Raw genomic sequence first — 24,626 nt, 5'->3', positions numbered from 1 at the left:
TGGTCAACGGCGTTGGCTGTTGCTTCCACGCTTACTCTCCTGCTCTAGATGTACCCGCGCCGCCCTGCCCGGCAAAGGCCGTGTGCAGAGCTTGGGGAATGGCCCGGGGTTTCAAATTGTCGGCGCGCACACAGGCCACCATAAACTGCCCTTCGCAGAGCAGCACATCATCCGTTGCCCGCCTGACCTGTTGACGAAAACGCAGGCTGGCACGGTTTAATTCGATTACCTCAGCGCTTACCAGCAATTCGTCATCGAGCTTGGCGGGCGCGTGATAGCGCGCTTCAGCCGAATGCACAACGAACAACAGGCCCTCCTCGGCCAACGTCGACTGGAGAAAACCCAGATCACGCAGGCACTCGGTGCGAGCCCGTTCCATAAATTTGAGGTAATTGACGTAGTAGACGATGCCGCCTGCATCGGTGTCTTCGAAATAAACCCGACAACGATGGGTGAACGGCTTAACTCCGTTTTGCGCGCGCATACTCTAGTGCCAGCTCCTGATCTTGCCAATCGTCTTCGACAAGTATTTTTGGTTAATCATCATCGCGCCCAAACAAGTCAGCCGTGGGCAGCTCGCCCATGCGCTTGGGCACGTTCAGGCCAAAGTGCAAATACGCATGCCGGGTGACCACGCGGCCGCGCGGGGTGCGCATGATATAGCCCTGCTGAATCAGATAGGGTTCCAGCACATCTTCGATGGTGTGGCGCTCTTCACTGATGGCAGCGGCGAGGTTATCGACACCCACCGGACCACCGTCGAACTTCTCGATCATGGTCAGCAGTAGACGCCGGTCCTGGTGGTCGAAGCCACGCTCGTCGACGTCCAACAGGTTCAGCGCCAGGTCGGCGATTTCTCGGGTGATATCGCCCTGCGCACGCACTTCGGCAAAGTCGCGCACACGGCGCAGCAAACGGTTGGCGATACGCGGCGTACCGCGGGCACGACGGGCAATCTCGAAGGCGCCGTGAGGCTCGATGGGCAGACCGAGAATCCCCGCCGAGCGCATCACGATAGTGGCCAGGTCTTCGGTGTTGTAGAACTCCAAGCGCTGGACGATACCGAAGCGATCACGCAGTGGATTAGTCAGCATGCCGGCGCGGGTGGTGGCACCGACCAGGGTAAACGGCGGCAGATCGAGCTTGATCGAGCGCGCGGCCGGGCCTTCGCCGATCATGATATCGAGCTGAAAGTCTTCCATGGCCGGGTACAGCACTTCCTCGACAATCGGCGACAGGCGATGAATTTCATCGATAAACAGCACATCGCCCGGCTCAAGATTGGTCAGCAAGGCCGCCAGATCACCCGGCCGCTCCAGCACGGGACCCGAGGTGCTCTTGATCGAAACATTCATTTCCTGGGCGATGATATTGGCCAGGGTGGTCTTGCCCAAACCAGGCGGGCCGAAGATCAGGGTGTGATCGAGCGCTTCGCTGCGCCCACGGGCCGCCTGGATAAACAACTCCATCTGCTCGCGCACGCTCGGCTGGCCGATGTATTCGGCCAGTTTCAGCGGACGAATGGCGCGGTCAACCTGCTCATCACGGTCACGCGGGGCTGCGGTAATCAGGCGATCAGCTTCTAGCACTAGACCATTCCCTTCAGGGCTCGACGAATCATATCTTCACTGCTCAAACCGTCTTCCTTAATAGCTGAGACGGCGCGACTGGCTTCCTGGGGTTTGTAGCCGAGCGAAATAAGTGCACTGACCGCATCATTCTCCGCGCTTGAGACTGTGCTACCGCCGCGAGGTTCCACCACCAGGTGCGACATGCCGGGCACGGTTTCCCAGGCTTTGAAGCGATCCTTCAGCTCAACCAGCAGGCGCTCAGCGGTTTTCTTGCCAACCCCGGGAATCTTCACCAGCACCGAAGTATCTTGCGCCTGCACACAACGCACCAACTCATCGACCTCCAGGCCGGACATCAAAGCCAAAGCCAGTTTCGGGCCGACGCCATTGAGGCGAATCAACTCACGAAACAGCTCACGCTCACGCTTCTCGAAGAAGCCATACAGTAGATGCGCATCCTCACGCACCACCAGATGGGTGTGCAGAGTCAACGGCTCACCCACCGAGGGCAAACGGTACAGGGTGGTCATGGGCACTTCCAGCTCATAACCCAAACCATTTATGTCAACAATCACATGGGGCGGCTGCTTTTCCGCCAGGGTGCCGCGCAAACGTCCGATCACCGCTGCTTTCCTTAAAAATTACGTTACAAACGAAGGCGACCCGCGCGCCGCTTGGCGCCGACCAGACCATGGGGAATCAGACTCTGCCGATGATGGGCATGGCACAGAGCGATGGCCAGGGCGTCCGATGCGTCGATCTGCGGCTTCTGCACCAGTTTGAGCAAGTGCATGACCATCAACTGCACCTGTTCCTTATCCGCCCCGCCGCTGCCGGCAATCGCCTGCTTGACCTGGGTCGCGGTGTATTCGGCGATATCCAGCCCCGCTTCGATCCCCGCGACAATGGCCACGCCGCGCGCCTGGCCAAGCTTGAGCGCGGAATCTGGATTGCGCGCCATAAACACCTGCTCGATGCCCATGGTCACCGGCCCGTAGGTTTCGATCACCTCACGCACGCCGCGAAACACCACCTGCAGTCGCTCCGGCATCGAACCATTGCCCGTGCGAATGCAGCCGGAGGCAACATATTCGCAATTGCGCCCGGTATCACGCACCACGCCGTAACCGGTGATGCGCGAGCCAGGGTCGATGCCGAGAATCAAGGTCATGCCCTACCGCTCACTCAAGGCGCCAGCCAACTTGGCCGACACACTGTCTATTTATCCAGTTGGCGAGTATAGGGCCAGCCTACTTCGGCGTCACCCAGGCCGGCGCTATAAAAAATGACCAGGAGCCACTTTTAATAACGCATCGTGACAGCCCACTGGTTAGCCGCCTATAAAAAAGCCGGAAGTACTCAGGCATACGCCTGAAAACCTCCGGCTTTTCATTGGTAACCGGCACTCAGCCAAGCTGCTCCATGATCTCATCAGGAATTTCGGCGTTGTGGTAAACCTCCTGCACATCGTCGAGGTCTTCGAGCATATCGATCAACTTGATGACCTTTTGCGCGGTTTCCAGATCATTAACCGGCGCACTGATCGAAGGAATCATAGCGATTTCCGCCTCATCGGCCTTGAAACCGGCCGCGCTGAGCGCCTCGTTGACCCCATGAAAATCGGCAAAGCTGGTCGACACCAGCGCCGAGCCATCCTCAGCCATTTCCACGTCATCGGCCCCGGCTTCCAGCGCCGCTTCCATCAGGGCATCTTCGCTGACGCCTGGGGCGAAGCTGAGCTGACCCTTGCGGTCGAACATATAGGCCACCGAACCATCGGTGCCCAGGTTGCCGCCGCACTTGGTAAAGGCATGGCGCACTTCGGCCGCGGTGCGGTTGCGGTTGTCGGTCATGGCCTCGACGATAATCGCCACACCACCCAGCGCGTAACCCTCGTAACTCAGCTCGACGACGTTGTCGGCTTCGTTGTTGCCGGCACCACGGGCAACGGCGCGGTCAATTACATCGCGGGACATATTGGCAGTCAGCGCCTTGTCCACCGCCAGGCGCAGACGCGGGTTGTCCGCCGGGATCGGGCCGCCGTGCTTGGCCGCCACCGTCAGTTCACGAATGATCTTGGTGAAAATCTTGCCGCGCTTGGCGTCCTGACGCCCTTTGCGGTGCTTGATGTTGGCCCACTTGGAATGACCAGCCATAACTCACTCCGTAATTCGTCAAATCAGATTTTGTCGCACCCATATAACCAAGAAGCCTGGAAAATCCAGGCTCCTTGTCATCATTGAGGCTTATTCGGCCTTGGGCTGCTCGCGCAGGCGAATATGCAATTCGCGCAGTGCCTTGTTATCCACCAACCCAGGCGCCTGAGTCATTACGCAGGCCGCGCTCTGGGTTTTCGGGAAGGCGATCACTTCACGAATCGACTGCGCGCCGGTCATCAGCATCACCAGACGATCCAGACCGAAAGCCAGGCCACCATGGGGTGGCGCGCCGAACTTCAGGGCATCGAGGAGGAAGCCGAACTTCTCCTGCTGCTCATCTTCGCTGATACCCAGTACACGGAACACGGTCTGCTGCATGGCCTTGTCGTGGATACGGATCGAGCCGCCACCCAGCTCGGTGCCGTTCAAGACCATGTCGTAGGCACGCGACAGGGCGGCGGCCGGATTGGCTTCCAGCTCGGCCGAGCTGCACTTCGGTGCGGTGAACGGGTGGTGCATGGCGGTCAGGCTGCCGTCATCGTTCTCTTCGAACATCGGGAAGTCGACGACCCACAGCGGCGCCCACTCGCAGGTCAGCAGATTGAGGTCATGACCCAGCTTGATCCGCAGCGCGCCCAGGGCCTCGCTGACGATCTTGGCCTTATCGGCGCCGAAGAACACGATGTCGCCATCGACCGCACCGACGCGATCAAGGATCACGTTAATGTTGTCCAGCGGGATGTTCTTGACGATCGGCGACTGCAGGCCTTCGGCACCATTGGCGCGTTCGTTGACCTTGATGTAAGCCAGGCCCTTGGCGCCGTAGATGCCGACAAACTTGGTGTACTCGTCGATCTTGCTGCGCGGCATGCTCGCCCCGCCCGGTACACGCAGCGCGGTTACGCGGCACTTCGGATCGTTGGCCGGGCCACTGAACACCTTGAAGTCGACCGCTTGCAGCTGATCGGCCACGTCTACCAGCTCCAGCGGGTTGCGCAGGTCCGGCTTGTCGGAACCGAAACGACGCATGGCTTCGGCCAGGGTCATGTGCGGCAGCTCGCCGAACTCGACGTTGAGGACTTCCTTGAACAGCTGGCGAATCATCTTCTCGGTGATGGCCATGATGTCGGCTTCATCGAGGAAACTGGTCTCGATGTCGATCTGAGTGAATTCCGGCTGACGGTCGGCACGCAGGTCTTCGTCGCGGAAGCACTTGGCGATCTGATAGTAACGGTCGAAGCCGGCGACCATCAGCAGCTGCTTGAACAACTGTGGCGACTGCGGCAGCGCAAAGAAGCTGCCCGCGTGAGTGCGGCTCGGCACCAGATAATCACGCGCGCCTTCTGGTGTGGCACGGGTGAGGATCGGCGTTTCCACATCGAGGAAGCCGTTGTCATCCAGGTAACGACGGATGCTGCTGGTGATGCTCGAACGCAGCTTCAGCTTGGCCGCCATTTCCGGGCGACGCAGGTCGATAAAGCGGTAGCGCAGGCGGGTTTCTTCGCCCACGTCGGTGTATTCGTTGAGCGGGAACGGCGGGGTTTCAGCTTCGTTCAGCACTTCCAGGTCATAGCCCAGCACTTCGATAGCGCCGGATGCCATGTTGGCGTTGCCGGCACCGGCCGGACGCAAACGCACCTTACCGGTGATCTTGACCACGTATTCACTGCGCACCTTGTCGGCAGTGGCGAAGGTCGCCGCGCGATCCGGGTCGAATACCACCTGGGCCAGACCTTCACGGTCACGAATGTCGAGGAAAATCACCCCGCCATGGTCACGGCGGCGATGTACCCAACCGCAAAGGGTGACTTCCTGGCCGTCCAGGCTCTCGTTCAGTTGGCCGCAATAATGGCTGCGCATCATGGTGGTAGTCGCTTCTCTTGAGTCTTGAATTCGTTGGGCCGCAGTGACTGCGACGCTCGTTGGCCGGATAACCGGCTGGCGCAGGCGCCATTTTCCGCAATTGTGCTGCCTTTAAGGGGCGCGAAACGATCAGCGGCGCATACGCAGCCAACTGCTCGCCCGACAAAACGCGGCAAAGCGCGGGATTATATATGGTTAAGCCGCCACTTGCAGCCGCCGCCCCACGCGCTTTTGCCAGCCCTTCCTATACTCAGGCATGCAGCTCTTTGACTGTCGATAAGTGGAGAGGCTTATGGCCACACCGAACCTGGCTGAAATACCCAGCGATTTGCTGGCCGACTTTCGCCTGGAATCCAGCGAACAATTCCAGCGTTGCGAGCAATTGCTGATCGAGCTTGAGCACACCCCCGATGACCGCGAGCGCCTGCGCGAACTGTTTCGCCTGGTGCATACGCTCAAGGGCAACCTGGGTTATATCGGCCTGGATACGCTGATGAGCGTGCCGCAAGCCATGGAGGATGTACTGTCCTGCCTGCGCGAAGGCCAGTTGCATTTCGACAGCTTGCTGGGCGACATCCTGCTACTAACCCTCGACCACCTCAAAGAACTGATCCAACACGCCCTCGGCGGCCCATCGGCGCAACTCAACGCAGCCCAGAGCAAGGCGCTTAGCCAGGCACTCAGCGCCCTGGCACTGGCACCAGCAGTGCAGCAAACCGGAATTCGCAGCGCATTACTGCAACAGCTCGACCCCAGCTCAAAACCGCCCACTGCCATTGCTACAGACGAACCCGCTGCCGCCGATTTACTCAGACGCTATGGCATCGAGCCTGACGCTGACCTGCTGTTCTTCGTCGACCTGATGCAAGCCAGCGAGCGCCGCTCACATTTCTGGCAAGGCCGCGGCCTGCGTCAACTTGACCTGGCCCTGGCGATCAATCAGCTGGGTGGCAACCCGGAGCAACCCGAGCAACTGGCGGCAGCGATTTGCCTGCACGACCTGGGCATGGCTTTTCTGCCACTGGAGATGCTGCATAAAGAAGCGCATTTCAATCGCGAAGAACGCAGGCAGATGCAATCGCACCCACGCCTCGCCTATGACCTGCTCAAGCGTATGCCGCGCTGGGATGCCGCCGCAGAAATCACCCTGCAACACCAGGAACACGCCGACGGCAGCGGCTACCCGAAAGGCCTGAAGGAAGTCGAAACCAGCCCCGGCGCCCTGATTATCAATATCGTCGACACCTTCGACGCCCGCACCCATGAGCGCGCCCATCAAACCCTGAACAAACGCCCACTGCTGCGCGCCATCCTGGAAATCAACAACCTCGCCGGCCGGCAGTTCAGCGCACACTGGGTCGAGCTATTTAACCAGACACTGCAACAACACCCAGAACTGGCGCATCGCTAAGCCCCAGAAAAATTGAACCCATGCCAAGCAATAGCCTCCAACCATCACTTTCATTGATATAAACCACGATAAAGCTCGGCAACACCCATGGTAGGCTCTGCCCATTACGCGGGCAGCCAAGCCCCGAGCCACCTGAGAGGAGAAATGGTATGGAAATCAATATCGGAATTGCCGAGCAGGACCGCGCTGCCATAGCCGAAGGCCTGTCGCGCCTGCTCGCAGACACCTACACCCTGTACCTGAAAACCCACAACTTCCACTGGAACGTCACCGGCCCGATGTTCAACACCCTGCACCTGATGTTTGAAGGTCAGTACACCGAACTGTCGCTGGCCGTCGACCAGATTGCCGAACGTATCCGCGCCCTGGGCTTCCCCGCTCCCGGCACCTACGCAGCCTACGCTCGCCTGTCTTCTATTAAGGAAGAGGAAGGCGTGCCGAGCGCCCAGGACATGATCAAACAACTGGTTCAAGGCCAGGAAGCCGTCGTACGCACCGCCCGCGGCATCTTCCCCCTGCTGGACAAGGTTAGCGACGAGCCCACAGCGGACCTGCTGACCCAGCGCATGCAAGTGCATGAGAAAACCGCCTGGATGCTGCGCAGCCTGCTGGCTGCCTAGGTATATGGGTAAATAGGTAAATCACGTAAAAGGCCCGTATCCACGGGCCTTTTGCTAGGCGCTTGCCCAGCAGCTGTTCTATGCTTTGGTCAATTGCAACTTGGCCACAGTGACGTGCATGAACAAACCCGCTAAAGCTCCCAGCATTCTGGAACTGTACCCCGAGGAAACCCGCGACGCTGCGGCGCTTCTGAAGAAGGCGGTACCGCTGATGATGCGCCACGATATTCCGCCCAACCCGGTGCATTACGCTCTCTGGTACACCTACAGCAAGGGCCTGGAACCTGAACTCAATCGCCGCCTGGATAAAACCGTCGCTGACTTTGACAGCTTTCCGCCAGAAACTGCGGCCAAACTGTTTCGCGACTACATCATCCATGGCGAGCTCGAAGAAGCCCGCGCCGGCCAACAACAGGTCATCGAACTGGTTGACGATATCGAAGGCAACGTGTCACGCAGCATCATCGGCAGCCGTAACTACCAGGCCAGCCTGGAACATGGCCTTGCCGCACTGCAGGAACCGATCATCGATGACCTGCCGAATGTCCTGAATGAGCTGCAACAAAGCACGCAACTGATGCAGGACCAGCAGGACAAATTCCTCTATCGCCTGAATGCCGCCCAGCAAGAGATCAAGAGCCTGCGCAGCCAGCTTGAGCGTGCGCATATCGCCGCCACACTGGACAGCCTGACTCAAGTCTTCAACCGCAACGCCTTCAGCAGACTGCTGGAACAGACCCTGAGCAGCGAACATGACGGCGTCGCCCTGGTGATGCTGGATATCGACCACTTCAAACAGTTCAACGACCAATACGGCCACCCCCTGGGTGATCGCGTACTGCAGCACGTGGGTCAATTGCTGCGCGACCTCCTGCCGCCCCGCGCCATGGCCGCACGTTACGGCGGTGAAGAGTTCTGCATCATCCTGCGCGATTGCTTTGATAACGCCACGGCTTACGCTTTTGCTGAACAGATGCGCCTGAAAATCCAGTCACTGCGCATCAAAGTGCGCCGCACCGACGAAGTACTCGACAGCATCACCGCCTCCTTCGGCTTCGCCCTTGCAGAACAAGGCGATACGCTGGAAACCCTGCTCACCCGCGCCGATGACGCGCTTTATCAGGCCAAGCGCGATGGCCGCAACCAGGTAAGCCCCATGCCGAGCGAAACTGCGCTCAGTGCTTGATTGAGAACCCCACCTCTTTGCTGTTAAATACGCCCCGTGCCGCTGATCCGTATCCATGGCTCAGCGCATAGGCTGGTACCACGCGCTTTTACTCCTCCCCGGCAACACCCACTACGCGCAGCCAGCCCTTCCTGTTGATTCTTTAAATTAAGCGAGCTCATCGAACATGTTGAAAATTGTCCACCTTCTGACGGGCGCTCTCGCCCTGCTACTTTCTTTTGCCCCACACTTTGGCGACACACCACAGTCACTCCTAGAACAACCCAGCGCGCTGTGCCTTGCTCTGTTCGGCCTGCTTAACCTGCTGCTTGCCCCACAACTGCCCATCTGGCACGCCGGCCTGCGTCATCAAGCGCAAAACCTGGTTTCCGCCCTACTGGTACTCGGCACCCTGCTGCAAGCCTTGATTCTGCTCGCCCCGCTGCCAGTCATTGCCAACCAACCGGCCAGCCTGTTCAGCCTGCTGATCATCGCTGCCGCCGTAGCCGTCCACCTGGCGGCCAACCTGCGCCTCAAATCGCGCAACACCTCAAGCTCGCAAGATCTGGGCGACCGCGAAACAGGTACTGTTAAGTGGTTCAACACCTCAAAGGGTTTCGGCTTTATCTCCCGCGACTCGGGCGACGATATTTTCGTTCACTTCCGCGCCATTCGCGGTGAAGGCCACCGCGTACTGGTCGAAGGCCAGCGGGTCGAGTTCGCCGTAATGCAACGCGACAAAGGCCTGCAAGCCGAAGACGTCATCGCCGCACTGCCTGCGCGACGTTAAACGCATAAACGCAAAAGGCCCGCACACTGCGGGCCTTTTGCGTTTTATAGCCAATCAATAATGGGGCGGCGGTGCCTCATCCTCAACCATACCAAACTGCGAACTCACCTCATCCTGACGCTTGATCAACGCAGCCACCTGCAGTTGCAAGCGCTCCAGAAGCCGCTGTTGCGCCACCAGCGCATCATTGAGTGCTTGAATAGTGTCGTCCTGAAAAGCCAGCCGGCTTTGCAAATCGTTGATGCGCTCTTCTATTTCCACCAGTCAAGCCTCAGCAAAACAAAAATCCCCAGTCAAAACCAGGCGCAAACGAGCTTTCAACGCGGCCAATTGCTCAGGCGTGTACGCCTGCGCCGGATGCTTGCCCCAAACGGGCGCTGGCCAAGCCGCATCCTCGCGACGCCGCACGATGACATGCATATGCAGTTGACTGACCACATTGCCCAAGGTCGCGACATTCATCTTGTCTGCTGCAAAACAATCCTTGAGCACTTCAGCCAGGCCATTGGTTTCCCGCCAGAGCTGCAGTTGATCAGCCCCATCCAGCTGAAACAACTCACTGACATCTTCACGGCGCGGCACCAGGATAAACCAAGGGTACTGCGCATCATTCATCAACAGCAGACTGCATAACGGGTAATCCCCCATCCAGACAGTGTCCTGCTGCAAACGCGAATCCAGAACAAACATAACTATCTACCTTTAAGAAAACCCACTCACTCGGTTTTGACAGAGATCGAACAGAACAGGCAACGATACCTGAAGCCTGATCAGCAAACCGGCTGCCAAAGCAAAGCCAGCAAACATCGACTGAGCAGGATACGCCGAAGCTGAAAACACGGCACCAAGGATCAACCACACCACCACGCACCAATAGACAGCACTCAGCAAACCCGCCTCAAGCACGCGCACCAAAACTGTTCCCTTCGGTAATCCCCACGCAGCAGGCAAATGCCACACAACCGTCATACAACGGCAAGCAACTGAAAACAGAGCAGAAAGCGACCGCAAAAATACCTTTCACTGAGCATAAAAATAGAAAAACCTGCTGAAAAACCAATCACAAACCAATGCAAACCCCGAAAACCTCGATCACGCAGGTCAAATCGAGGATAAAAAATTGGCTTTCAGGGTTTTGTGCACGACTATTGCTAAGCAATCCATGACGAATCGCACTGCACCGTTTGGCTGCCGAAGGCAACCCACGCGCAGGCGCAAAAATCCGTCAGCATTGACTTCGAGCACGCCAGCAGCATCTACAAAAATGCGACATGATTCATAAGCTTTTGCGACACAGCCGTGAAGAAATCGTAATGAATAGATTGCAACTATCGCCAACATTGGCAGCGTGCTATAAGTTACCGCCGACACAAAAAGAAAGAGTCGTCCATATAACAACCAGCCGGACGGCGCAACTTTTCTAAACCAAAGGAGCAATCACGATGCAAGTGATGAAGTGGAGCGTAATCGCCCTCGCAGTAGCAGCGGGCACCACCCAAATGGCAGTGGCATCCAGCCAGTCCGAATCCAAGGGCATTGTTGAAGACAGCAGCTTCAATATCTTCAATCGCGCTCTGTACCACAACCGTGATTTCAAGAATGCCCCTGACAGTCGCACTCGTGAAGAATTTGGCCTGGGCATCCGCCTCCTGCTGGAGTCCGGCTTCACTCAAGGCACCGTTGGTGTTGGTTTTGATGCTCACTCCCTGAGCAGCATCAAACTGGACACAGGTCGTGGCCGTGTAGGCCTCGGCCAGTTCGACACCAATAGCGAAGGCCGCGCTGAAGATACTCAAACTGAAGTTGGCGGCGCAGTCAAATTCCGCGTGTCTGACACAGTTCTGAAGCACGGTAACATGTTTGTCGGTAGCCCAGTGTTCTCAACTGATGACAGCCGCATCCTGCCTGAAGTTGCTACCGGCACATATTTGGTCAGCAATGAAATTGAAGGGTTAGAGCTGAGTGCAGGTCGCTTTACTGCAATCAGCAGCCAGCGCAGCACTGACCGCGACACCTTTGGACTCACCGAAGGTGATATCTACGGCGCGAGCTATGCGTTCACCGATAATTTCAGCGGTGCAATCCACCACGGTAATTTCGAGGACTACCACAAAAAGTCCTATCTGAACCTGAACTACAATTTGGCTCTGGCAGAAGAACAGTCTCTGAACTTTGACTTCAACTTCTACCGCACTACTGACGATGGTAAAAAACTGGCTGGCGAGATCGACAACAAGATCTGGAGCCTGGCAGCTGCTTACAACGTCGGCGCACATACATTCACCCTGGCGCATCAACGCTCCACTGGTGACACTGGCTACTCTTACGGCAACGTAGACGGCAACGGCACTATCTGGCTATCTAACTCGGTTCAAATCTCCGACTTTGATCGCGAAGATGAAAACTCTTGGCAAGCCCGTTACGACATCAACATGGCTTCTTACGGTGTACCGGGCCTGAGCTTTATGACTCGCTACGTTACCGGCACCAACATCACCATTCGCGACGAATTCGGCGTAATTGCTGATGAAAATGCGAAAGAGCACGAGTGGAACCTTGAAGCCAAATATGTGATTCAAGAAGGCGCAGCTAAAGACCTGTCCTTCCGCGTACGTAACGCGATCTATCGTGCAAATGGCTCACACAACGGTAGCTATGCAGACGACATGAATGACTTCCGTCTGATCGTTGAATACCCACTGAGCGTTCTGTAATTCAGACCGTTTAGCAGGTAAAGAAAGCCCGACCTAGGTCGGGCTTTTTCTTGCCTACTGAAAAATTACAGTGGCAACGCATAAGTCCCCGTAACATGCGCAACCAACTCATCTTCATTACCCTGCGAATACACAGATACTTCGCAAACAGCCTGCCTACGACTCAATCTCAATATCCGCGCTTCGGCTAATAGATCAACTGGTTTGGGTTTAACCAGAAAGTTGATATTCAAATTAGACGTCACGGCCATTTCCACTCGGCCGAGACTGCCTAGCACCACCGCATACATCGCTGCATCCGCCAACGCCATAATGGTTGGCCCGGACAAGGTGCCGCCGGGTCGAATCAATTTGCTGTGAAATGGCACGCGCGCCAGTGCACCCTCGGCGTCCAGCCGATCGACACACAAGTTGATGTCTTCTGCCATAGGCAGCCCCGCCCTAATCAGCGCCTGCACCTGTTCCGCCGTCAATATCGACACACTCCCCTCCTTTTATAAGCACACGCCAGCATCCTGTACGCATCTGTACAGGCACCGTACAATGCGGGCCATTCAAAATCTCTTGCAACCGACAGAACAGCCAAATATGCGTACCAGCCAGTTCCTGCTCTCGACTCTGAAAGAAACCCCATCCGATGCCGTGGTGATCAGCCATCAGCTGATGCTGCGTGCCGGCATGATCCGCAAGCTGGCTTCCGGCCTGTACACCTGGCTGCCCATGGGCCTGCGTGTGCTGCGCAAGGTTGAGAAGGTCGTGCGCGAGGAAATGAATGCCGCTGGCGCGCTAGAAGTGCTGATGCCAGGCATTCAACCGGCAGAGCTGTGGCAGGAATCCGGTCGCTGGGAGCAGTACGGCCCGGAATTGCTGCGTATGAAGGATCGTCACGGCCGCGATTTCTGCGCAGGCCCGACCCATGAAGAAGTGATTACCGATCTGGCGCGCAACGAGCTGAATAGCTACAAGCAGCTGCCGATCAACCTGTATCAGATCCAGACCAAGTTCCGTGACGAAATCCGTCCGCGTTTCGGCCTGATGCGCGGCCGCGAGTTCATCATGAAGGACTCTTACTCCTTCCACGTCGACCAGGCTTCGCTGCAAGAAACCTATGACCGCATGCACCAGGCGTACTGCAACGTATTCACCCGCTTGGGCTTGAACTTCCGCCCCGTGCAGGCAGATACCGGCTCCATCGGCGGCACTGGCTCCCACGAATTCCACGTACTGGCCGATTCTGGCGAAGACGATATCGCCTTCAGCGACAGCTCCGACTACGCCGCCAATATCGAGAAAGCCGAAGCCGTTCCGCGCGAAAGCAGCCGTGGCGCAGCCACTGAAAGCATGCGCATGGTTGACACCCCGGACACCAAGACCATTGACGCACTGGTGCAAGGCTTTGGCCTGGCCATCGAAAAGACCATCAAGACCCTGATGGTGCATGGCGCGAAAAAAGGCACCCTGGTCGCCTTGATCGTACGTGGCGACCACGAACTCAACGAGATCAAGGCCGCCAACCTGGAGCTGGTTGCCAGCCCACTGGTATTTGCCAGCGAAGCCGAGATTCGCGCGGCCATCGGCGCAGGTCCTGGCTCGCTAGGCCCGGTCAACCTGCCGATACCCTGCGTCATCGACCGCTCGGTTGCCCTGATGAGCGACTTCGCCTCCGGCGCCAATATCGATGACAAGCACTATTTCGGCGTCAACTGGGAGCGCGACCTGCCGCTGCCGATCGTGGCCGACCTGCGCAACGTGCTGGCCGGCGACCCAAGCCCGGACGGCAACGGCACCCTGGAAATCAAGCGCGGTATCGAAGTCGGGCATATCTTCCAGCTGGGCACCAAGTACAGCGAAGCGCTGAACTGCCAGGTGCTCGGCGAGAACGGCAAACCGGTGACCCTGACCATGGGCTGCTATGGCATCGGCGTTTCCCGCGTGGTGGCGGCAGCCATCGAGCAGAACAACGATGACCGCGGCATCCTCTGGAATGACGCTCTGGCGCCTTTCCATATCGCTCTGGTGCCGCTGCGTTACGAAACCGATGCCGTGCGCGAAGCCACCGACACGCTGTATGCGCAGCTAACTGCTGCCGGCTATGAAGTCCTGCTCGATGACCGTGACAAAAAGACCAGCCCAGGCATCAAATTCGCGGACATGGAACTGATCGGCATCCCGCATCGCATCGTAGTCAGTGATCGCGGCCTGGCCGAAGGTAACCTGGAATATAAGAGCCGTAAGGAAATCGACGCCCAGGCCGTGCCTGTCGCCGACATCATGAGCTTTATCCAGGCCCGCATCAGCCACTGATCTCAGCCCTTTTAGCAAGAGTCGTCATGTTCAAGCGAAACACCCTCAGCCTCATCGCCACCCTGCTGGGTGGCTCTCTGCTACTCAGCGGTTGCGCCAACCAGTTGCCGCAACGCAGCGAGCACGAGGAGCGCGTCGAGCGCAAATTGCTCGATCACAGCCTGCAGATCGATGTGGGTGAGCCACGCGTACTGGAGTTGCCGCAACGCCGCGTGCGCGTACATGAACAGAAGACCTTCGAGGTTACGGCGTTTGACGTCACGCGCCGCTATGACCGCTACACCCCCTACCAGCCCTGGCGCGAGTTGTATGAAGTGCCACTGGGAGCACTGGCAGTGGTCGGCGGCATCGGCGCCAACGTGCTCAACGTGGTACTGCTCGGCAGCCTGCCGGATACCGTCACCAAGGACTGGATCAGCTACGGCTTTGCCGGGCTCAACCCGGCGATGAACGTCGAGTCCAACGGTCGCTCGCAGCAGAACCTCGCCAGCCTTGAGGAGCGCCGTCAGGATGCGCGCATGGAGTATTCCAGCCTGCCATGGGCCGAGCGCCCGGTGCTGGTTAAAGCCGGCGAACAGAGCCATGAACTGCTCACCGACCGCAATGGCATCCTGCGCCTGAACCTGCTCGACAGCCCATTTGCCGAAGAAGATGTCACGCGCATCAGCACCCTGCTGTTGACGGTTGAAGATGATCAGGGCTCGGCGCGCGCCGATGCCTCCCTGCTGGTCAGCCGCACCCTGCGCGGCAAGCTGCAGGAAGCCCACCAGCTGATCTACAACGACCTTGAAGGTGACGACGTTGCCCAGTGGGTGCACCGGGTCAAACGCCTGTCAGAGCTGGGCCTGGAAGAGGAAGCCAGCGAGCTGGAGCAGAGCCTGATCGAACTGACGCGCAATGATCCGGAACTGCAGAAGATCTTCCTCCAGGCCCTGACCAAAGACGCCGGCCGCCTGGTCGCCGATCCAGGCAACGACTGACACATCCATGCGGCAGCGCCTAACCTGCGCCCTACTCGGCCTGCTGCTCTGCAGTTCGACGTATGCCGATGTGCGCCAGGCGCCGGAGCCGGAACTGCGCACACTGCTGCAACAGACCGTGGCCCAGGCGGACAGCTTTCAGGATCGCTTCGAGGCCGAAGTCTGGCTGCTGGATATGTCCACGCGCATGCGCCGCTATATTCCGGATGCCGAGGAACGCCTGAGCCTGCTGCGCCTGGTGCATCGCGAAGCCAGTAAAGCCGGTTTGCGCCCCGATCTGGTGATTGCCCTGATTCATGCCGAAAGCCATTTCGACCGCTTCGCCATCTCCTCAGTCGGCGCCCAGGGCATGATGCAAGTGATGCCCTTCTGGAAAGCCGAACTGGGCCGCCCACAGGACAACCTCACCGACAATGCCACCAACCTGCGTTACGGCTGCACCATTCTCAGTTTCTATCTGCGCAAGGAAAACGGCGACCTTAACCGCGCCCTGGCGCGCTACAACGGCAGCCTGGGCAAACACACCTACTCGGCCAAGGTGGTCGGTTTCTGGCACGACTTCTGGTATGTCAAACCGTAGGATGAGTGAGCGACGCGGAGTACAGGACGCAAGCAGGACAGGAAACCCTGTACACCGCGTAACTTATCAACGACTCAGCGCCGCACAATAAATCCGGCAACGCCCTGCAGCGCCTGATCCTGCATTTCCAGCGCGGTCACGTCGGCAGCCTGCGGCCCCTGCGCTAACCAGCTCGCCAATTCGATCACCGCGACCTCATCGCCTTCGAACAGCACCTCGACCCGGCCATCGGCCAGGTTGCGCACCCAGCCATCGAGACCCAGACGCTCAGCCTGCTCTGCGGTCGTTTGGCGAAAACTGACGCCCTGAACGCGACCGCTGACGTAACCATGCTTGCAGATACGTGCCACGACTCTAACCCTCCGCCTTGAGCGCAGCCAGGCGAGCGCTCAGACCGGCCGCCGTCTGCTCACCCAGCAGGCGCTCACGCATACGCCCCTGATCGTCGACGATATAGGTCACCGGCAGCACCTCGGCACGCGGCAGCTGATAGCGCTCAGCCGGGTCCTGCGCCAGCACGGTAAAGGTGATGCCCATGTCTTGCGCCGCCTGGCTCAACTTCTCCCCCTGCAGCGCATCGAAATTCACCCCAAGCACCTGCACGGATTGCTCCTTGAGCTGTTTCTCCAAGGCATTGAGTTCGGGAATCTCGGTGCGACAGGGTGCGCACCACTGCGCCCAGTAATTAATCACTAACCACTGGCCTTCCAGGCGCTCAACCGCTACCTTTCGTCCATATTGATCGACGCCTATGTCTTCAGCGCAACCGGCCAGAATCAGACCCATGCCTACGCCCGCAACAGCACGAATGATCGCCTGGAAACGCATTCCCATGCATTCGCTCCCTGATTCCATAAGGTTGATATGACATTAGATGCCTTGCGCCTGGAAGTGCCAGACATCCTCGAAACTGAGGTCGCGCCGCTGGCCGACCTCAATGAGCAACTGGCTCAGGCCCGCCTGCAGTCGCCAGAACTGGCCTTGCAGCAGGCGCTTGGCCTGCTCTTCAGGCTGAACCGCAGCGCCATGACCTTACTCGAAAGGCAGCGCGCACTGCAAAGCTTCAGCGATCAGTACCGGCATTACAGCAAGGCCTACCAGGGCGAGAATCCACCCACGGCCTTGTTCGTGCACCTATGCAGTGAACTGGCCATTGGCTTTAAACGCCTGCTGCTGCAAATCCTCCAGGGCCGCCAGCCATCGCGCCCGCACCTGGCCTGGTGCCTGTATATGGCCCAGCATTTTCTCGCGCAGAGCCTGCTGCGCCACTATCAGCTGTATCAGGAGCCGCCGCCCAGCCTGTGGCGCGACAGCCATCTGCTGTACTGGATCGGCGAACACCAGGACTGTCTGGATGAACCAGTCGCCGCGGCGTTTACCCCACAACCGGCCAACACTATGCGCGGCATCTACCAGCAAATGCTGCTGCTCGCGCTAAGCAACCCGTTTCACCTCGCGGATGGCGAATGCGCACTGCTGTTCGGCGCGCTCTCACCGCTGGCCGGGCTGGCGCGCCTGCTGCCATGGGATGAGGACGATGAAATCGAAGGACCGACCATCGACCTAACCGAGGCGCAACCCTGCCTGAGCTACGCCCAGGCGCCAGAAGGCAGTGCTGACTATTTGCGCCGCTTCGAGCTGGGCGCCCTGCTGGTGGCCCTGCATGAGCCGGCGCCACTGCAAAGCAAGGCGGAACGTCAGCTGCTGGAGCGCGTGCAACAACATTGGCTGGGGCGCCAACAACGTCGCCATACCCGCGCCGACCATAGCTCGGAATGCAACCTGGTGGTTGGTCTGCCGGCTATTCACGCGCAGTTGCTGGAACAACGGCCGCTGCGCACCAGCGCGCAGATGCTCGACGCCAGTGCCGGCGGCGCACGCTTGCTGTGTAATGCCGACCAGGCCGCACAGTTGTCGGTTGGCCAGCTTGTGCTATTGATCACCGGCAGCGACACACCAACCCTGGCCCTGGTGCGCTGGCGCCATCTGAACAGTGAAGGCCTGCACCTGGGCCTGCGCTACCTGAAAGGCCTGCCGCGTCCTGTCTGGCTGCGTCGCGCACCCAGCGCCCAGACTCACCCTGGCGTACTGCAAAGCACCCCGGCACCGGGCAACGGTTGGCATCACGGCTTATGGCTGCCTAACGGGCAGTTTGTTGAAGGGGAAAATGTCTGGCTGCAACTGGCCAGCGCACACAACCAGGCGATTCTGCCGCTGCCGACCGCCAATCTGCTCACCGCATCCGTCACTCGTTACCCGATGCAGCTGGCTTAGACACTGTTGCCGATACGCTAAAACTGCGAGAAAGGTCACGCCGAACGTCGGCCGAGCGCACAGTTTCATCGGAGGGCCCAAGCTTATAATTCATCGCACTCACGCTTGATGCGATCCGTTATTAGCCTGGAACACACCCATGACCCAAGCCCTCGATAAGTTGGTCGGCCCTGTGCCATCTGCCATCGTAAATCTCGCCCGCTTACAGGTCACCCCGTACGAAGGGCGCGTCGCCGAGTTCAACGTAGCCGCCTGGCTGCACCTGCCGGGGCTGGCCAATCTGCCGGTCTCGTTGCTGATCAGCTACCGCGATGGCACCACCCGCCGCGAAGTGATGGTCGATCACGGCAAAGTCAATCAGCACAGCAAGATCCTGCTTTCCAGCGTGGCCCGCTTGCCGGTGAAGCTGAAGGTCGAAGACATGCAGGTGCGTCTGCGCTCTGCCGTGCCGGCGACCAGCCTGGTGGTCGAGGAGCTGTTTGTGCAAGCGGTTGAGTTGCCACAGACCGATAGCCGCCAAGCACTCGCCTGATAGCACTCCGCTCCAAACAAACCCCGCGCACCGACGCGGGGTTTTGCGTTCAGCGCGAGAGCATTCCCGCCGGCCCGCGCTTGGCGCCGGAGTCAGGCGGCACAACGGCTTCAGATGAGCCAGAAACGGCTGGCTGTTCGGATGGATTGGAATTGACCAAAGACTGCGGCCAGCTGCTAAAGCGCAGGCCAGTGATGCGATTGAGGCGCTCAAGAGCCTCTTGCGGGTCACGCTGGTACAGATGAATCACTTTGCCTTTAGTGGCTGTCATAACGCCTTCACACTCCGCTAATCCCTGCCCTGCTGGCAACCTGATCGCTATCTGCAAGACAGATAGCCAGAAGCGTGCCAGCTTCCCTTTAACCGCGTTTGGCGACCTTCATGGTCGCCAGTGCCATCATGCGCCATCAGCACAACGCCGCAAACTGACGTTTTACGTCACTTTGCCGGCTCAGCTTCAGGCTGCAGCCACTTCGCCAGGTCCTCACCAAATAGCGCCGCCTGCTCTTCCTGCAACTGCACCAAGCCACGGCGCAGCGCCGGATACCAGACCTCATCGAGTTCTTCGGGTAGGTTCTCAGCCCTGGGCAGCGGCCAGGGACTGTGGCTAAGCAGTTGCTGCAGCGAATAATGGCCCAGATCACGGCTCAACACCCAGGTGCCAGAGCCGGTCGGGGCAATCAGTTTCTGCTGCTCAAGAAACACCAGAATCTCTTCCCACTCATGCTCCGCCAGCGACCAGCCCTGGCGCTGCACATCCAGCAAACGTACTTTCAAACCCGACTGCTGGCGCTCGTAGAACACCCGCAGCACGCCAAGCGCCATCAACAAGCGCGGTACCGCACGCTTGCGCCATTGCTGGGAAAACCCCAGGTTGCAGACCAACTCGGCACCAAACAGCACGATCAACCAGGACAGATAGATCCACAGCAGAAACAGCGGCACCGTGGCAAACGCGCCGTAGATCAGCTGATAGCCGGGAAACAGGCGCACGTACAGGCCAAATAGCATCTTCGCCACTTCGAACAGCACAGCTGCGAACAAGCCACCCAGCAGCGCATGGCGAACCGGCACCTGAGCATTCGGCACCGTGGCATACAGCAGAGTGAAGGCGGCAACGCTGAATAGCAGCGGCATAAATTTCAGCAGAGCCTGGGCCCCGATTAAGGCATCCGGGCCGGAGATCAGCGACAACGACGTGAAGTAGGTGCTGATGGCAAAGCCACCGCCCAGCAGCAACGGCCCCAGGCTGAGAATCGCCCAGTACAGCAGAAAGCTCGATACACCCCGGCGCGGCTGACGCACACGCCAGATGGTGTTGAAGGTTTTCTCGATAGTCACCAGCATCCAGAATGCCGTCGCAGCCAACACCGCCACACCAATCCAGGTCAGCTGGCGCGCCTGAGTGGTGAAGTCACGCAAGTATTGCTGCAGCGTCTCACCGGCAGAGGGCACGAAGTTGCGGAAAATAAAGCTCTGAATCTGCTCGCCAGTATCCTGAAACGCTGGAATGGCCGAGAGCATGGAAAAGGTCACCGTCATCATCGGCACCACCGCAAACAGGGTGGTGTAGGTCAAGGCCGCAGCATTGCTGGTGCCTTGGTCGGCGATAAAGCGTTGCAACAAAAAACGCCAGAACTCCAACAGGTTTTTAACACGCTGCAGCATGCCCTCTCCTTAGCCATTTGCATTCCGGCACCTGTGTTACAGGCGCAGGCGGGAATGCCGTTAGCGGTTAGAATAGCCGCCATCGAAGGTAACCGGCGACCCGAACATGACCGCTATGACGCTCTACCATAACCCGCGCTGCTCAAAATCGCGCAGTGCATTGCAATTGCTAGAAGACCGCGGACTCAACCCAACCATCGTGCGCTACCTGGAAACACCACTGAGCGCCGACCAGTTGCAGGCGCTGCTAGTTAAGCTCGGCATCGGCCCACGGCAACTGCTGCGCACTGGCGAAGATGAATACAAAACCCTCGGCCTGAATGACCCGCAACTGACTGACGCACAGCTAATTGACGCCATGCTCAGCCAGCCAAAATTGATTGAGCGGCCCATTCTGGTCGTCGGCGATAAAGCCGTCATCGGCCGCCCACCTGAAAATGTTCTGGAGATTCTGCCGTGAGCGCACCCTATATTCTGGTGCTGTATTACAGCCGCCATGGTGCCACTGCCGAAATGGCCCGGCAGATCGCCCGCGGCGTCGAGATGGGCGGTTTGGAAGCGCGCCTGCGCACGGTGCCCGCAGTGTCGACCGAGTGCGAAGCAGTGGCTGCGGATATTCCAGCTGAAGGCGCGCTGTACGCCAGCCTGGATGACCTGAAGAACTGCGCAGGCCTGGCACTCGGTAGCCCGACCCGCTTCGGCAATATGGCCGCGCCGCTCAAGTACTTTCTCGATGGCACCAGCAGCCTGTGGTTGACCGGCGGCCTGGTCGGCAAACCGGCCGGCGTATTTACCTCAACCGCCAGCTTGCACGGCGGCCAGGAAACCACCCTGCTATCGATGCTCTTGCCGCTGCTGCACCACGGCATGCTGATCACGGGCCTGCCCTACAGCGAAGCCGCGCTGCTGGAAACCCGTGGAGGCGGCACGCCCTATGGCGCCAGCCACCATGCCGGCGCGGATGGCAAACGCGCCCTCGATGAACATGAAATCGCCCTGTGCCGCGCACTCGGCCAGCGCCTGGCGCAAACCGCGGCAAAACTGGAGAGCACCCGTGGCTAAAACTGCAAAACCGCTGCCGACGCTGGAGTGGCTAGAGCCACGCCTGAACATCAGCCGCGCCGCCAGTCTGCTGAGCTTTTTTGGCCTCGGCGCATTACTGCTGGCGTGGAACCTGTGGTTCGCCAACGTCCCCGGCAAACTGCTCTGGGTGATCCTTGGCGTACAACTCGCCCCCCTGCTATTGCTCGCCCCCGGCCTGATTATGGGCAACGCCCGCGCCCACGCCTGGGCCTGCTTTGTGGTCAATCTGTACTTTATCCAGGGCGTACTCGCCGCCTTCGATCCCAGCAAGGCGGTTTACGGCTGGTTGCTGACAGGGCTGAGCTTCAGCCTGTTCTGCGCCGCACTGATGTTTACCCGCTGGCGCTTTCAGTACGAGCGCAAGTTGGCAGGGGAGGTTTGATGCGCTTGGTGCTGCTCCCCGGCCTCAATGGCAGCAGCACCCTGTTTGGGCCTTTACTGGCCCAGCTGCATCCAGCACTGGAAGTGCAGGCACTCGAACTACCAACTCAAGGTAACCAAGCGCACAAAGACTTGGCCGATCTATTGTTAAGTAAGCTCGGCGATACGCCCTACGTGCTGCTTGGCGAATCGTTTTCCGGCCCTCTTGCCTACCAATTGGCCCTACGCCGACCACCAGGCCTGAGTGGCGTTATCTTCGCGGCCTCATTTCTGAGCCGACCGCACCCACTGCTGCCACTGGCAAAGCACCTACCTCTGCCTCACTGGCTACTCGGGCAAAATACCTTGCTACGCCTGTTCTGCCTGAATGGCCAAGCTAACGCTGAAGTAACTCAGACATTGCGCGAAGAGATCAAAAAGCTGCCGCAGCGTTTGCTACGTGCGCGCTTGCATAGCCTTGATCAATTGCAAAACCCAGGACTGTCACTCGAACTGCCAGCGCTGCACCTACAAGCAAACCAAGATCGCCTGGTCACACGTAAGGCTCAGATGAGCCTGCAGAGCTGCTGTACACAGCTGACTCAAATCAGATTGAATGGCCCGCATTTTCTTTTGCAGACCCAACCACAGGCTTGCGCAAACGCTATACAGCGCTTTATTGCCGGGCTACCACTCGCCTAAACAGGTAGCTACCAGCCGAGGGTTTCTTTCAGGAAGGGGATCGTCAGCTTGCGCTGGGCCTGCAACGACGCCTGATCCAGGCGCTCAAGCAAATCGAACAAGGCGCTCATGCTGCGCTCGCCGCGGGTCAGGATAAAACGCCCGACCTCATCACTCAGGTGTAGCCCGCGACGCGACGCGCGCAGCTGCAAGGCGCGCAGCTTGTCCTCATCGGACAATGACTGCAGCTGAAACACCAGAGCCAGGGTCAGGCGTGATTGCAGGTCAGCCAGTTGCACCGGCAACTCACGCGGCGAGCTGCTGGCGGCCAGCAACAGGCGCCGGCCACTGTCACGCAGTCGGTTGAACAGGTGGAACAACGCCTCTTCCCAGTCGCTACGCCCAGCTACCGCATCCAGATCATCTAGGCAAACCAGCTCGCACTGCTCCAGGTTATCCAGCAGTGCCGGGCCGTACTCGACCACCTCGGCCAACGGCAGATACACAGCCGGCTCACCGCGCTGCTCAAAGCGCAGACACGCCGCCTGCAGCAAATGACTGCGCCCAACGCCTTCGCCACCCCACAGGTAGATCAGGCTTTCCGTCCAGCCGGCATCCGCTTCGCAAAGACGCTCGACATAGCCCAACGCCGCAGCGTTGGCTCCGGGGTAGTAATTGGCGAAAGTGGCGTCATCACGCAGACGCACACCTAAAGGCAGTTGTATGGGTGTCATGCTGGATTGGGCGGCTCGTCGGAACCGCTGGCTGGCTCACCGTAAAGATCGGAAAGTTTATAGAAATCATGCAGATGACGCACTAACACCATGATTACCGCTGCTACCGGCAGGGCCAGGAGGATGCCGGTGAAGCCGAACAGTTGGCCGCCGGCCATGATCGCGAAGATTACCGCGACCGGGTGCAGACCGATGCGGTCGCCCACCAGCATCGGCGTCAGCAGCATGCCTTCGAGCATTTGCCCAACAATAAAGACCGCTGCAATACCCATCAGCGGGTAGAAATCCAGGCCGAACTGGAACAGGCCGGCCGTCAGTGCCGCGCCGATGCCCACTACCACGCCGAGGTACGGCACGATACTGGCCAAGCCGGCCAGCACACCGATCAACAGGCCAAGCTCCAGGCCAATCACCATCAGCCCGGTGGCATACATCACACCCAGCGCCAGCATCACCAGCAACTGACCGCGCAGGAAGGCGCCGAGCACTTCGTGGCATTCGCCGAACAGCTGTACAACCAGGCCTTCACGGCCGCGCGGCAGCAAGCTGCGCAGCTTGGCGACCATCAGATCCCAATCACGCATCAGGTAGAAGCTCACCACCGGAATCAGCACCAGATTGGCCAGCCAGGCCAGCAGCGCCAGGCCTGAAGAGGTGGCGGTGGACAGCAGCATGCCGACGATATCGGTGGTTTTACCCAATTGCCCGGACAGCGCAGTTTTCAGCTGATCAAAGCGCCAGAAGCCCTCGCTCAGACCGAGCTTGAGCTGAACCCATGGCAGAGCCTGGTTCTGGGCCCAGTCGAGCATTTCCGGGATCAACTCGTACAAGCGCACCAGTTGCTTGCCCAGCATCGGCACCAAGACCAGCAGCAGGATGGCCATGATCAGGGTGATCAGCGCAAACACCACCACCACGCCCCAGGTCCGCGACAGTTTCCAGCGCTCCAGACGGTCAACCAGCGGGTCGCCCATATAGGCCAGCAGCACGCCGATCAGAAATGGCGAGAGAATCGGTGCCAGCAGGTACAACAGGCCGCACAGCAGCGCCCCGATTATCCATATCCAACGATGCGAATCGATCATGCCCTGCGCTCCATATGCCAACGTTTTATCCAGAAAACCCTCAATCCCGCGA

Annotated in this window: 29 protein-coding genes and 2 pseudogenes; 15 read left to right on the top strand and 16 right to left on the bottom strand. The window is 59.0% G+C overall.

From position 1 onward, the window contains the following. Positions 1-3: 3 nt before the first annotated feature. The 6 genes and pseudogenes from ybgC to aspS form a co-directional block, all read right to left on the bottom strand. Positions 4-484: pseudogene (ybgC, locus tag P3C18_RS19865) on the bottom strand (tol-pal system-associated acyl-CoA thioesterase). 52 nt (positions 485-536) lie between these two features. Then, a complete protein-coding gene (gene ruvB, locus P3C18_RS19860) occupies positions 537-1,589 on the bottom strand; it encodes a Holliday junction branch migration DNA helicase RuvB (protein WP_275963521.1) in 1,053 nt (350 codons plus the stop codon). Next, the gene (gene ruvA, locus P3C18_RS19855; protein WP_275963520.1) at positions 1,589-2,194 is read right to left on the bottom strand and encodes a Holliday junction branch migration protein RuvA; all 606 of its coding nucleotides are present in this window, start codon (positions 2,192-2,194) and stop codon (positions 1,589-1,591) included. Before ruvA ends, ruvB begins: the two co-directional genes overlap by 1 nt. 23 nt (positions 2,195-2,217) lie before the next feature. Then, positions 2,218-2,742: a crossover junction endodeoxyribonuclease RuvC gene (gene ruvC, locus P3C18_RS19850; RefSeq protein ID WP_275963519.1), complete on the bottom strand. Its 525-nt coding sequence runs from the start codon at positions 2,740-2,742 to the stop codon at positions 2,218-2,220. Positions 2,743-2,977: 235 nt separating this feature from the next. After that, positions 2,978-3,727, bottom strand: coding sequence for a YebC/PmpR family DNA-binding transcriptional regulator (locus tag P3C18_RS19845; protein ID WP_275963518.1), 750 nt, complete (start codon positions 3,725-3,727; stop codon positions 2,978-2,980). A 90-nt stretch (positions 3,728-3,817) separates the two neighbouring features. Next, positions 3,818-5,593, bottom strand: a complete 1,776-nt coding sequence (aspS, locus tag P3C18_RS19840) for an aspartate--tRNA ligase (RefSeq protein WP_275963517.1) — start codon at positions 5,591-5,593, stop codon at positions 3,818-3,820. A 292-nt stretch (positions 5,594-5,885) separates the two neighbouring features. Between aspS and P3C18_RS19835 the strand changes: the two genes are divergently transcribed. The 5 genes and pseudogenes from P3C18_RS19835 to P3C18_RS19820 all read left to right on the top strand — a co-directional run bounded on the left by P3C18_RS19835 (position 5,886) and on the right by P3C18_RS19820 (position 9,579). Further along, on the top strand, positions 5,886-7,004 hold the full coding sequence (locus P3C18_RS19835) for an HD domain-containing phosphohydrolase (protein WP_275963516.1): 1,119 nt from the start codon (positions 5,886-5,888) through the stop codon (positions 7,002-7,004). A gap of 149 nt (positions 7,005-7,153) precedes the next feature. After that, entirely contained in the window at positions 7,154-7,624 is a 471-nt protein-coding gene (locus P3C18_RS19830; RefSeq protein WP_160087544.1) for a Dps family protein, read from the top strand. 118 nt (positions 7,625-7,742) lie between these two features. Next, positions 7,743-8,810, top strand: a complete 1,068-nt coding sequence (locus P3C18_RS19825) for a GGDEF domain-containing protein (protein WP_275963515.1) — start codon at positions 7,743-7,745, stop codon at positions 8,808-8,810. Positions 8,811-8,976: 166 nt separating this feature from the next. Then, a pseudogene (locus P3C18_RS20660) lies at positions 8,977-9,297 on the top strand (cold shock domain-containing protein membrane protein); the annotation flags it as partial. A gap of 57 nt (positions 9,298-9,354) precedes the next feature. Beyond that, complete coding sequence (locus tag P3C18_RS19820) at positions 9,355-9,579, top strand: cold-shock protein (RefSeq protein WP_169852850.1); 225 nt, start codon at positions 9,355-9,357, stop codon at positions 9,577-9,579. Positions 9,580-9,633: 54 nt separating this feature from the next. Here the strand turns inward: P3C18_RS19820 and P3C18_RS19815 are convergent, their stop codons facing one another. From P3C18_RS19815 to P3C18_RS19805, 3 genes are read right to left on the bottom strand one after another with little or no spacing between them, the layout of a single operon-like run. Continuing rightward, the gene (locus tag P3C18_RS19815; protein WP_275963514.1) at positions 9,634-9,840 is read right to left on the bottom strand and encodes a SlyX family protein; all 207 of its coding nucleotides are present in this window, start codon (positions 9,838-9,840) and stop codon (positions 9,634-9,636) included. Positions 9,841-9,843: 3 nt separating this feature from the next. Beyond that, positions 9,844-10,269 (bottom strand): HIT domain-containing protein, encoded by a 426-nt coding sequence (locus P3C18_RS19810; RefSeq protein WP_275963513.1) that lies wholly within the window; start codon positions 10,267-10,269, stop codon positions 9,844-9,846. Positions 10,270-10,281: 12 nt separating this feature from the next. Next, positions 10,282-10,491, bottom strand: coding sequence for a hypothetical protein (locus tag P3C18_RS19805; RefSeq protein ID WP_275963512.1), 210 nt, complete (start codon positions 10,489-10,491; stop codon positions 10,282-10,284). Between the two features lie 530 nt (positions 10,492-11,021). On the opposite strand from P3C18_RS19805, the gene P3C18_RS19800 reads away from it, so the two are divergent. Further along, a complete protein-coding gene (locus P3C18_RS19800; RefSeq protein WP_275963511.1) occupies positions 11,022-12,293 on the top strand; it encodes an OprD family porin in 1,272 nt (423 codons plus the stop codon). A 65-nt stretch (positions 12,294-12,358) separates the two neighbouring features. Here the strand turns inward: P3C18_RS19800 and P3C18_RS19795 are convergent, their stop codons facing one another. Further along, complete coding sequence (locus P3C18_RS19795; RefSeq protein WP_275963564.1) at positions 12,359-12,766, bottom strand: PaaI family thioesterase; 408 nt, start codon at positions 12,764-12,766, stop codon at positions 12,359-12,361. Positions 12,767-12,881: 115 nt separating this feature from the next. Between P3C18_RS19795 and P3C18_RS19790 the strand changes: the two genes are divergently transcribed. Genes P3C18_RS19790 through P3C18_RS19780 form a run of 3 tightly spaced genes read left to right on the top strand, consistent with a single transcriptional unit; the run spans position 12,882 to position 16,157 of the window. Next, positions 12,882-14,597, top strand: coding sequence for a proline--tRNA ligase (locus P3C18_RS19790; RefSeq protein ID WP_275963510.1), 1,716 nt, complete (start codon positions 12,882-12,884; stop codon positions 14,595-14,597). A 26-nt stretch (positions 14,598-14,623) separates the two neighbouring features. After that, entirely contained in the window at positions 14,624-15,577 is a 954-nt protein-coding gene (locus P3C18_RS19785; protein WP_275963509.1) for a hypothetical protein, read from the top strand. 7 nt (positions 15,578-15,584) lie between these two features. After that, entirely contained in the window at positions 15,585-16,157 is a 573-nt protein-coding gene (locus P3C18_RS19780) for a transglycosylase SLT domain-containing protein (protein ID WP_275963508.1), read from the top strand. Positions 16,158-16,231: 74 nt separating this feature from the next. Here P3C18_RS19780 and P3C18_RS19775 read toward each other — a convergent pair whose 3' ends face one another. Beyond that, a complete protein-coding gene (locus P3C18_RS19775) occupies positions 16,232-16,507 on the bottom strand; it encodes an acylphosphatase (protein ID WP_275963507.1) in 276 nt (91 codons plus the stop codon). A gap of 4 nt (positions 16,508-16,511) precedes the next feature. Then, positions 16,512-16,991 (bottom strand): TlpA disulfide reductase family protein, encoded by a 480-nt coding sequence (locus tag P3C18_RS19770; protein WP_275963506.1) that lies wholly within the window; start codon positions 16,989-16,991, stop codon positions 16,512-16,514. 30 nt (positions 16,992-17,021) lie between these two features. Between P3C18_RS19770 and P3C18_RS19765 the strand changes: the two genes are divergently transcribed. Together P3C18_RS19765 and P3C18_RS19760 are read left to right on the top strand one after the other, a co-directional pair. Then, positions 17,022-18,431 carry a PilZ domain-containing protein gene (locus P3C18_RS19765; RefSeq protein ID WP_275963505.1) on the top strand — a complete coding sequence of 470 codons (1,410 nt, stop codon included), beginning with the start codon at positions 17,022-17,024 and terminating at the stop codon, positions 18,429-18,431. A gap of 139 nt (positions 18,432-18,570) precedes the next feature. Continuing rightward, on the top strand, positions 18,571-18,963 hold the full coding sequence (locus tag P3C18_RS19760; protein WP_275963504.1) for a hypothetical protein: 393 nt from the start codon (positions 18,571-18,573) through the stop codon (positions 18,961-18,963). A gap of 49 nt (positions 18,964-19,012) precedes the next feature. Here the strand turns inward: P3C18_RS19760 and P3C18_RS20655 are convergent, their stop codons facing one another. Together P3C18_RS20655 and P3C18_RS19750 are read right to left on the bottom strand one after the other, a co-directional pair. Next, complete coding sequence (locus P3C18_RS20655; RefSeq protein WP_346015642.1) at positions 19,013-19,234, bottom strand: hypothetical protein; 222 nt, start codon at positions 19,232-19,234, stop codon at positions 19,013-19,015. 167 nt (positions 19,235-19,401) lie between these two features. Further along, a complete protein-coding gene (locus P3C18_RS19750; protein WP_275963503.1) occupies positions 19,402-20,631 on the bottom strand; it encodes a virulence factor BrkB family protein in 1,230 nt (409 codons plus the stop codon). Positions 20,632-20,737: 106 nt separating this feature from the next. On the opposite strand from P3C18_RS19750, the gene arsC reads away from it, so the two are divergent. From arsC to P3C18_RS19730, 4 genes are read left to right on the top strand one after another with little or no spacing between them, the layout of a single operon-like run. Beyond that, the gene (arsC, locus tag P3C18_RS19745) at positions 20,738-21,091 is read left to right on the top strand and encodes an arsenate reductase (glutaredoxin) (RefSeq protein WP_275963502.1); all 354 of its coding nucleotides are present in this window, start codon (positions 20,738-20,740) and stop codon (positions 21,089-21,091) included. Further along, a complete protein-coding gene (gene wrbA, locus P3C18_RS19740) occupies positions 21,088-21,693 on the top strand; it encodes an NAD(P)H:quinone oxidoreductase (RefSeq protein ID WP_275963501.1) in 606 nt (201 codons plus the stop codon). The genes arsC and wrbA overlap by 4 nt, the downstream gene beginning before the upstream one ends. Further along, a complete protein-coding gene (locus P3C18_RS19735; protein ID WP_275963500.1) occupies positions 21,686-22,096 on the top strand; it encodes a DUF2069 domain-containing protein in 411 nt (136 codons plus the stop codon). Before wrbA ends, P3C18_RS19735 begins: the two co-directional genes overlap by 8 nt. Further along, positions 22,096-22,776 (top strand): alpha/beta hydrolase, encoded by a 681-nt coding sequence (locus P3C18_RS19730; RefSeq protein WP_275963499.1) that lies wholly within the window; start codon positions 22,096-22,098, stop codon positions 22,774-22,776. Before P3C18_RS19735 ends, P3C18_RS19730 begins: the two co-directional genes overlap by 1 nt. 8 nt (positions 22,777-22,784) lie before the next feature. On the opposite strand, the gene hda is transcribed toward P3C18_RS19730, so the two are convergent. After that, positions 22,785-23,489: a DnaA regulatory inactivator Hda gene (hda, locus tag P3C18_RS19725; RefSeq protein WP_275963498.1), complete on the bottom strand. Its 705-nt coding sequence runs from the start codon at positions 23,487-23,489 to the stop codon at positions 22,785-22,787. Continuing rightward, complete coding sequence (locus P3C18_RS19720) at positions 23,486-24,574, bottom strand: AI-2E family transporter (RefSeq protein WP_275963497.1); 1,089 nt, start codon at positions 24,572-24,574, stop codon at positions 23,486-23,488. The genes hda and P3C18_RS19720 overlap by 4 nt, the downstream gene beginning before the upstream one ends. Between the last annotated feature and the right edge of the window lie 52 nt (positions 24,575-24,626).

The organism is Pseudomonas sp. 1928-m (assembly GCF_029269135.1).
Lineage (GTDB): Bacteria > Pseudomonadota > Gammaproteobacteria > Pseudomonadales > Pseudomonadaceae > Aquipseudomonas.
This window is presented reverse-complemented; position numbering and strand designations above follow the sequence as displayed.

What these genes read in the sequence shown, in the direction of transcription:
- ruvC (WP_275963519.1), bottom strand. Translation starts at nt 2,742, where the DNA reads ATGACCTTGATTCTCGGCATCGACCCTGGCTCGCGCATCACCGGTTAC.
- P3C18_RS19845 (WP_275963518.1), bottom strand. Translation starts at nt 3,727, where the DNA reads ATGGCTGGTCATTCCAAGTGGGCCAACATCAAGCACCGCAAAGGGCGT.
- aspS (WP_275963517.1), bottom strand. Translation starts at nt 5,593, where the DNA reads ATGATGCGCAGCCATTATTGCGGCCAACTGAACGAGAGCCTGGACGGC.
- P3C18_RS19835 (WP_275963516.1), top strand. Translation starts at nt 5,886, where the DNA reads ATGGCCACACCGAACCTGGCTGAAATACCCAGCGATTTGCTGGCCGAC.
- P3C18_RS19830 (WP_160087544.1), top strand. Translation starts at nt 7,154, where the DNA reads ATGGAAATCAATATCGGAATTGCCGAGCAGGACCGCGCTGCCATAGCC.
- P3C18_RS19825 (WP_275963515.1), top strand. Translation starts at nt 7,743, where the DNA reads ATGAACAAACCCGCTAAAGCTCCCAGCATTCTGGAACTGTACCCCGAG.
- P3C18_RS19810 (WP_275963513.1), bottom strand. Translation starts at nt 10,269, where the DNA reads ATGTTTGTTCTGGATTCGCGTTTGCAGCAGGACACTGTCTGGATGGGG.
- P3C18_RS19800 (WP_275963511.1), top strand. Translation starts at nt 11,022, where the DNA reads ATGCAAGTGATGAAGTGGAGCGTAATCGCCCTCGCAGTAGCAGCGGGC.
- P3C18_RS19790 (WP_275963510.1), top strand. Translation starts at nt 12,882, where the DNA reads ATGCGTACCAGCCAGTTCCTGCTCTCGACTCTGAAAGAAACCCCATCC.
- P3C18_RS19785 (WP_275963509.1), top strand. Translation starts at nt 14,624, where the DNA reads ATGTTCAAGCGAAACACCCTCAGCCTCATCGCCACCCTGCTGGGTGGC.
- P3C18_RS19780 (WP_275963508.1), top strand. Translation starts at nt 15,585, where the DNA reads ATGCGGCAGCGCCTAACCTGCGCCCTACTCGGCCTGCTGCTCTGCAGT.
- P3C18_RS19770 (WP_275963506.1), bottom strand. Translation starts at nt 16,991, where the DNA reads ATGGGAATGCGTTTCCAGGCGATCATTCGTGCTGTTGCGGGCGTAGGC.
- P3C18_RS19765 (WP_275963505.1), top strand. Translation starts at nt 17,022, where the DNA reads ATGACATTAGATGCCTTGCGCCTGGAAGTGCCAGACATCCTCGAAACT.
- P3C18_RS19760 (WP_275963504.1), top strand. Translation starts at nt 18,571, where the DNA reads ATGACCCAAGCCCTCGATAAGTTGGTCGGCCCTGTGCCATCTGCCATC.
- P3C18_RS20655 (WP_346015642.1), bottom strand. Translation starts at nt 19,234, where the DNA reads ATGACAGCCACTAAAGGCAAAGTGATTCATCTGTACCAGCGTGACCCG.
- P3C18_RS19750 (WP_275963503.1), bottom strand. Translation starts at nt 20,631, where the DNA reads ATGCTGCAGCGTGTTAAAAACCTGTTGGAGTTCTGGCGTTTTTTGTTG.
- arsC (WP_275963502.1), top strand. Translation starts at nt 20,738, where the DNA reads ATGACCGCTATGACGCTCTACCATAACCCGCGCTGCTCAAAATCGCGC.
- P3C18_RS19730 (WP_275963499.1), top strand. Translation starts at nt 22,096, where the DNA reads ATGCGCTTGGTGCTGCTCCCCGGCCTCAATGGCAGCAGCACCCTGTTT.
- hda (WP_275963498.1), bottom strand. Translation starts at nt 23,489, where the DNA reads ATGACACCCATACAACTGCCTTTAGGTGTGCGTCTGCGTGATGACGCC.
- P3C18_RS19720 (WP_275963497.1), bottom strand. Translation starts at nt 24,574, where the DNA reads ATGATCGATTCGCATCGTTGGATATGGATAATCGGGGCGCTGCTGTGC.